4 protein-coding genes are annotated in these 5,948 nt (G+C 74.0%); 3 read left to right on the top strand and 1 reads right to left on the bottom strand.

Annotation, left to right across the window (positions count from 1 at the left end; translation table 11 throughout):
- A partial coding sequence (locus J7E97_RS34490; protein ID WP_215035444.1) for a glycoside hydrolase family 3 C-terminal domain-containing protein occupies positions 1-1,742 on the top strand: 1,742 nt, incomplete at its 5' end.
- Positions 1,743-1,765: 23 nt separating this feature from the next.
- Entirely contained in the window at positions 1,766-2,794 is a 1,029-nt protein-coding gene (locus tag J7E97_RS34485; protein WP_215035442.1) for a LacI family DNA-binding transcriptional regulator, read from the top strand.
- A gap of 198 nt (positions 2,795-2,992) precedes the next feature.
- On the opposite strand, the gene J7E97_RS34480 is transcribed toward J7E97_RS34485, so the two are convergent.
- The gene (locus J7E97_RS34480; RefSeq protein ID WP_215035440.1) at positions 2,993-4,330 is read right to left on the bottom strand and encodes an ROK family transcriptional regulator; all 1,338 of its coding nucleotides are present in this window, start codon (positions 4,328-4,330) and stop codon (positions 2,993-2,995) included.
- A gap of 197 nt (positions 4,331-4,527) precedes the next feature.
- On the opposite strand from J7E97_RS34480, the gene J7E97_RS34475 reads away from it, so the two are divergent.
- The gene (locus tag J7E97_RS34475; protein ID WP_215035438.1) at positions 4,528-5,844 is read left to right on the top strand and encodes an ABC transporter substrate-binding protein; all 1,317 of its coding nucleotides are present in this window, start codon (positions 4,528-4,530) and stop codon (positions 5,842-5,844) included.
- The last annotated feature ends 104 nt before the right edge of the window (positions 5,845-5,948 follow it).

Below are 5,948 nucleotides of genomic sequence, written 5' to 3'. Positions count from 1 at the left end.
GCCCTGGCCCTGGCCCTGGCCCTGGCCCCGACCCTGGCCCCGGCCCCGAGGCGGACCCCGGCAGCGGCAACCGCGCCCGCAGTGGCTCCGGAGCCGACGGAACCGGCACCGGTCCCGTCGATGTCCGCCGGGAGTTGCGCGAAGCGGCCGCCGCGAGCTTCGTGCTGCTGGAGAACCGGGGCGTATTGCCCCTGGATCCCGGTCGGCTGACGAGCATCGCCGTGATCGGGGTGCACGCCGACGCCCCCCGGGTACAGGGCGGCGGCAGCTCCGAAGTGTTCCCGCAGAGGGTGGTCGGTCCGCTCGACGGCCTGCGGGGCGCGCTGCCGCCCCGGGTCCGGGTGGTGTACGAGCCCGGCCCCGCGCCCGAGGGCAGCGGCGGGCAGGCGCCACTGGGCGCACGGCACGCCCGCGACCCGGAGAGCGGTGCCCCGGGCGTGCGGCTGCGCGTGCTCGATGCCACCGGCGCGGTGCTGTCCTCGGCGCACCAGCCCTCGGGCCGGGTCCTGGAACCCGCCTTGCCGCCCGGCGCCCACACCATCGAGCTCACCGCCGTACTCCACCCCGACGCCACCGGCCCCTGGACCCTCGGGGTCGGCGGATTCGGCGCACTCCTCCTCACCGTGGACGAAACGACCGTGCTCGCGGGCGAGTTCCCGCCGGAGACCGACGACCCGGCCGTCATCCACGTCCGCCCGCCCCAGCACACCGCCCGGATCCCGCTCACCGCCGGACGCCCCGTCCGTGTCCTGGCCCGCCGCGAGCTCGCTCCTGGCACCGGCCGGGCCACCGTCCTCAGCGCCGGCCCGCCCGTCCCCGACCCGGCCGAGGCGCGCGCCGCGGCCGTGACCGCCGCCCGGGCCGCCGACGCCGCCGTCGTGGTCGTCGGCACCACCGAGGGCGGCGAGTCCGAGGGCTTCGACCGCGATGCTCTTCTACTGCCCGAGCCCCAGGACCAGTTGGTGGCGGACGTCCTCCGTGTGAACCCCCGTACCGTCGTCGTGGTCAACTCCGGCGGTCCCGTCGAACTGCCCTGGCGCGCAGCCGCCGGCGCGGTGCTCCTCGCCTGGTTCCCCGGCCAGGAAGCCGGGCACGCCCTCGCCGATGTCCTCCTCGGCCGCACCGAACCGGGCGGCCGCCTCCCCACCACCTGGCCCGCCACCCTCGCCCGGGCACCCGTGCACACCACCCGGCCCACCGAAGGCCGCCTCCCCTACGAGGAAGGCCTGCACATCGGCCACCGCGCCTGGCTGCGCGCGGGTGCGGAGCCCGCGTACTGGTTCGGGCACGGACTGGGCTACACCACCTGGGAGTTCGAGCGGATCGGCGCACCCGAGCCGACGGACCGCGACGCGGCCGGCACCGGCACCGGCACCGGCACCGGCACCGGCACCGGCACCGGCACCGACATCGGTATCGGCGCCGGCATCAGTGACGATGACGGATACGCGATCCCCGTGTCCCTGCGCAACACGGGCGGCCGGCGCGGCCGTCAGGTCGTCCAAGTCCACCTGTCCCGCCCCGACTCGGCGGTCGACCGCCCGGTCCGCTGGCTCGCGGGATGGGCGGCGGTCGAGGCGGATCCGGGCGAGCGGGTGACGGCGTACGTACGGATCCCCGTGCGCGCCCTCCAGTACTGGTCCGCGGACTCCGGGAGCTGGATCACCGAGCCGGGCCGCTTCGGAGTACTCGCCGGTCACAGCGCGGGCGACCTCCCGCTGCGGGGTGCCCTCGAGGTCTGATCCCCGGCGGCTACAGTGCCGCCATGGACGGAACGAGCACGGGGGCCGGGACGGCGCCGACCCTGGAAGACGTGGCCCGCGCGGCCGGGGTGTCCCGGGCCACGGTGTCCCGTGTGGTCAACGGCGTCCGCAATGTGGACCCGGTCATCCAGCAGACGGTCCAGCGGGCCGTCGAGGCGACCGGGTACGTGCCGAACCGGGCCGCCCGCTCGCTGGTGACCCGGCGTTCGGGCGCGGTCGCGCTGGTGGTCTCGGGCGCGGGAGCCGGCGCCGACCGGGTGTTCCAGGACCCGTTCTTCGGACGGGTGGTGAGCGGGGTCGTACGGGCGCTGCGGCCGCGCGGGGTGCACCCGGTGCTGATGTTCGCCGACGGGGAGGCCGACCGCGTGCAGGTGCTCGGGTACCTCGCCCAAGGCGGCGCCGACGGTGCGCTGCTCGTCACCACCGACGGTCACGACCCCCTGCCCGGCCTGCTCGCGGCCGCGGGCCTGCCCGCGGTGCTCTTCGCGCGGCCCGCGCCGCCGGTACCGCTGGACTGGGTCGACCTGCGCCACCGCGAGGGCGGTGCGCTGGCCGCGCGGCACCTCCTCGCCGGGGGCCGCCGGCGGCTCGTCGCGATCGGCGGGCCCGCGGACGTGCCGGCGAGCCGGGAGCGGGTCGCGGGCTTCCGGGAGGCGTTGCCGGGAGGCGCGGTACCCGTGGCCGAGGCGGACTTCACGCTGGACGGGGGCGAGCACGCGATGCGGGTGCTGCTGGCCGAACAGCCGGACCTGGACGGGGTGTTCGCGGCGAACGACCTGATGGCGCAGGGCGCCTGCCTGGTGCTCCGCGAACACGGCCGCCGGATCCCCGAGGACGTGGCGGTGGTCGGGTTCGACGACTCCGGCGCGGCGGTGGCGGCCAGACCCCGCCTGACGACGGTCCGTCAGCCGGTGGAGGACATGGCGGCGGAGATGGTCCGCCTCCTCCTGGACCGCGTCACGGGCACGGCCGCCCCGGCTTCCGAGGGCGTCCTCTTCGACCCGGAACTCGTGATCCGCGACTCGGCCTGAGTCCGAGCCCGCCCCAGGGACGCCGGTGGCCGGTCGCCGGTTGTTGGCCATTGGCCGTAGCCGCGGCCCCGCCCGTCCAGCCGGCCCCGCCCGTCCAGTCGGCCCCGCCCGTCCAGCCGGACCCGGGCTCCGCCCGGCCACGGTGGCCGGACGGCGGCCCGCCGCGTCCCCGCGCGGCCGGATGTGCGAAAGAGACGGCTAACCCCGACGCCTTGCCGCGCCCGCCGCCGTGCCAGACGCCGACGCCCCGCGGACCTCCAGGGCCGTCTGCCAGCCCGGTGCCTCCGACGGGGGGCCCGGTGGGGTGCGGCGGCCGCCCGTCGTGAAGAAGGCCGCCAGGGGGAGGGTGGCCGCGCCCACCGTGACCGCGTCCGGGCCCAGTTGGCCCATTTCGATGGTGACCCGCGCGGCCGGGTGGCGCAGGGAGTACCGCGTCGCGTGTTCCCGTACCGCCGGGAGGATGTACGGGCCCAGCATCAGGCCCGCCCAGCCGCCGATGAGGATCCGCTCGGGCTGGAAGAGGTTGATCACGTCCGAAAGGCCCGCGCCCAGGTACTCCGCGGTCTCCTCGAGGACCTCCAGGGCGACCCGGTCGCCGCCGTGCGCCGCCGCCAGCAGCGCGGCCAGCGCGTCCTCCTCGTCCACCGCTCCGGCCCCGGGGTCCCCGCCCCGCTCCGCCCAGCGCGCGAGCAGCGACTCCGCGCCCGTGTACGCCTCCAGGCACCCCAGCGCACCGCAGCGGCAGCGCCGCCCCCGGACCTGGACCGTCAGGTGGCCCCACTCCAGCGGGGCTCCCTCGGTGGGGCCTCCGCCCGGGGAACCGTCGGTGATCAGGCTCGCGCCGACGCCGGAGCCGAAGAGCACGACCACCGCGTCCCGCGCGCCGCGTCCCGCGCCGAACCACATCTCCGCCTGGCCGAGCGTGCGCGCGCCGTTGTCGATGATGTACGGGACCTCGTCCGGCACGGCCTTCGTCGCGCGCAGCAGAGCCTCCAGCGGGACCGCTTCCCAGCCGATGGTCTGGCCGTGCACCACGGTGCCGCCCGGCGCGTCGCGGTCCACTATGCCGGGTACGCCGATGCCGACCCCGAGGAGCCGGTCCGTGCCGACCCCGGCCTCCGCGAGCACGGTGGCGATCCCGGTCCGCACGTGGTCGACGATCGGGCCGACGTCGTAGCAGCCGCGCGGCTGCAACGGGAGCTCGGTGCGGGCCAGTTCGGTGAGGGTGAGATCGAACAGCTCGACCCTGACCCGGGTTTCGCCGACATCGATGCCGATCATGTGCGCACTGCCGGGGGCGACGCGCAGCAGTGTTCGCGGGCGGCCGCCGTCCGAGTCGACGATGCCGGCCTCCTCCAGCAGGGCGTCCGCGACGAGTTCGCCGACGACGTTGCTGACGGATCCCGAGCTCAGCCCGGTCGCCGGGCCGAGCTCCTGCCGGCTCATCGGCCCGCCGAAGTACAACCGCTGCAGCACGGCGCTGCGGTTGCCCCTCCGCAGGTCCCGCACCGTACGTCCACTGCGCGCCGTGGTCATGTGGCTCCTTCCGCCCTGACGTCGATCGCAACATACCCTTGCGCGACCCCTTGACGCGACCCTTTCACGAGGCTTAACTCACGTCCTAATTTAAGGCCTGGATCAAATGGAGGGGCCAAGTACCCGGTTGGGGCCTGGTACTCGCGCCGTCCCGCAGGCCTTTCTGTCCGAGCCTTGCCGAAAGGGACCGAGCCGCCATGCGCAGAACCCGAGCCGCCGCCGTCACCGCCCTCACCGTCTCCATGCTCGCAGCCGCGACCGCTTGCGGGGGCGGATCGGCCAACGAGGGCGGATCCAACACCGCCCCCAAGGAGCTCACCTACTGGTCCTCCAACCAGGGTCCCGACATCGCGGCGGACCAGGCGACCCTCGGCCCGGAGCTGAAGAAGTTCGAGGAGCGGACCGGCATCAAGGTCAAGCTGGAAGTGGTCCCCTGGTCGGACCTGCTCAACCGGATCCTCGCGGCCACCGCCTCCGGGCAGGGCCCGGACGTCCTGAACATCGGCAACACCTGGTCCTCCTCCTTGCAGGCCACCGGCGCCCTGCTGCCCTGGGACGCCAAGAACTTCGACGCCATCGGCGGCAAGGACCGCTTCGTCGAATCGGCGATCGGCTCGGCCGGCGCCGCCGGCAAGGATCCGGCCGCCGTCCCGCTGTACTCGATGTCCTACGCGCTCTACTACAACAAGAAGATGTTCCAGGAGGCGGGCATCGAGAAGCCCCCGGCCACCTGGGACGAGATGGTCACCATCGGCCAGAAGCTGTCCAAGGACGGCAAGTGGGCGCTCGGCGCCGAGGGTTCGAACCTCTCCAACAACATCCACCAGGCCTTCGTCTTCTCCCAGCAGCACGGCGCGAGCTTCTTCGACGCCTCCGGAAAGCCCACCTTCGACACACCCGCCAACGTCGAGGCCGTGAAGCAGTACGTCGACCTGATGGCCAAGGACAAGATCATCGCGCCGGGCAACGCGGAGTACGACAAGAACCAATCCCTCCAGGACTTCGCCAACGGCAAGACCGCGATGGTCCTGTGGCAGAGCGCGGCCAGCAGTTTCAAGACCCAGGGGATGAAGGAGGGCGACTGGGGAGTCGCCCCCGTCCCTGTCCCGGCCGGAGGAACCCCCGGCGCCGGCAAGAACGTCAACTCCATGGTCGCCGGCATCAACATGGCCGTCTTCAAGAACACCGACAACATCGACGGCGCCCTGAAGTTCGTGAAGTTCATGACCAGCGACGACGAGCAGAAGCTCCTCAACAAGACCTACGGCTCCATCCCGCCCGTCAAGGCCGCCCAGACCGACCCCGCCTTCTCCAACGCCGACCTCACGGTGCTGCGCGAGACGCTCTCCACCAGCGCCGCCCCGCTCCCGCAGGTCCCCGAGGAGTCGCAGTTCGAGACCGCCGTCGGCACGGCCGTCAAGGAACTCTTCGCCGAGGCCGCCGCCGGCCGCCCGGTGACCGAGGAATCGGTCAAGGCGCGCCTGACCAAGGCCCAGCAGCAGATGCAGAAGTGAGCACCGGTCCATGCCCGTGACAGAACAGCCGATCGCCCCGGCGGGCGAGGCCCGGCGCCCGCCCGCACGCGTGCGCCGCCCCGCCGGCGCGGGCCGCCCCGGCC

The sequence above is a fragment of the Streptomyces sp. ISL-66 genome, from assembly GCF_018614135.1.
Lineage (GTDB): Bacteria > Actinomycetota > Actinomycetes > Streptomycetales > Streptomycetaceae > Streptomyces.
This window is presented reverse-complemented; position numbering and strand designations above follow the sequence as displayed.

Coding starts and splice junctions, on each gene's coding strand:
- J7E97_RS34485 (WP_215035442.1), top strand. CDS start 1,766: ATGGACGGAACGAGCACGGGGGCCGGGACGGCGCCGACCCTGGAAGAC.
- J7E97_RS34480 (WP_215035440.1), bottom strand. CDS start 4,330: ATGACCACGGCGCGCAGTGGACGTACGGTGCGGGACCTGCGGAGGGGC.
- J7E97_RS34475 (WP_215035438.1), top strand. CDS start 4,528: ATGCGCAGAACCCGAGCCGCCGCCGTCACCGCCCTCACCGTCTCCATG.